The following is a 554-nucleotide window of genomic DNA, read 5'->3' as shown; positions in this document are numbered from 1 at the left end:
CAGAGAGTAAGCCAAAAATTAGATTCAACAATTTTACTCACGCTTGGGAACAACATTTAGTTGGTGATTTCTTATCAAAATCTGAATTAATTAGAAAAGATATAACTCAAAGTTCAGACATTATGACATTAGGCCTTAATTTAACAGGTTTAAGAATAGGAAGAACCAGAAATAAAGATATTTTTGAAAACACTAAATATTTTGTAAGAAAATCTGGACAATTAATATATGGAAAACAAAATATTTTCAGAGGTTCTATAGCTCTTATAACAGATGAGTTTGATGGCAAATGTACTTCATTAGATGTTCCTTCATTAAATATAAATAACATTCATAAAAAGTTTATATATTTTATTTTATCTAATCCCGATTTTTATGAAAGAACTGAAAAAGAAGCTGTAGGAACAGGATCAAAAAGGGTTCATGAACAAATATTATTCATTCAAAAAATAATTACGACCGATTCATATGAAGAACAAACAAAAATTGCAGATTTATTTACAAATTTAAACTCTCTCATCACACTTCATCAGCGTAAGTTAAAAAAACTTGAA

Annotated in this window: 1 protein-coding gene; it reads left to right on the top strand. The window is 26.7% G+C overall.

Going from position 1 to position 554, the window contains the following annotated elements:
* Nucleotides 1–554: restriction endonuclease subunit S (locus V2E24_RS03560; protein WP_330501047.1), on the top strand; the 554-nt coding region annotated here is incomplete at both ends.

Origin of the sequence: Mycoplasmopsis ciconiae (assembly GCF_036350065.1) — a bacterium.
Classification (GTDB): domain Bacteria; phylum Bacillota_I; class Bacilli_A; order Mycoplasmatales; family Metamycoplasmataceae; genus Mycoplasmopsis; species Mycoplasmopsis ciconiae.
The sequence above is the reverse complement of the archived record's forward strand: the minus strand, read 5'-3'. Positions and strand labels throughout refer to the sequence as shown.